Here is a 422-nt window from a genome sequence, read left to right on the forward strand (position 1 = left end):
CTGGAGAAGGTCACCCCACGTTATCACAGCAGCGTTGGTTACTACCAAACGGACTATAACTTGGTCATGGAGTGTCTCGACTTGGATGATCACTTCCGGATCGCATACGACACCTACCAAGGCTTATTAAAGTCGCTCCAAAACCATGATACAAGCGGGTTCGAAAAAGAGCTACGCGCTTATCATCAACTTGATAACGCCATGGATACGCCAATCGCCTCACTGAAGAAACATCGCAAGGCCGTCCTCAACGCGGTTGAATCACCTTATTCGAATGGCTTCTTAGAAGGTATGATCTCACGCATTAAGAAAATCAAGAACACGGCGTACGGTTATCGAAACTGGCGTCACTTCATTGACCGAATCAAACTTGAACTGGCCTGGTATCAAACCAAAGACATCGCAACCGCCGCATAACAAAA

1 protein-coding gene is annotated in these 422 nt (G+C 46.9%); it reads left to right on the top strand.

What is annotated here, in order from left to right; genetic code table 11:
- A partial coding sequence (locus tag FD01_RS15900; RefSeq protein WP_162257374.1) for a transposase occupies window positions 1–417 on the top strand: 417 nt, incomplete at its 5' end.
- Window positions 418–422 lie beyond the last annotated feature (5 nt).

The organism is Lacticaseibacillus manihotivorans DSM 13343 = JCM 12514, assembly GCF_001435035.1.
Classification (GTDB): domain Bacteria; phylum Bacillota; class Bacilli; order Lactobacillales; family Lactobacillaceae; genus Lacticaseibacillus; species Lacticaseibacillus manihotivorans.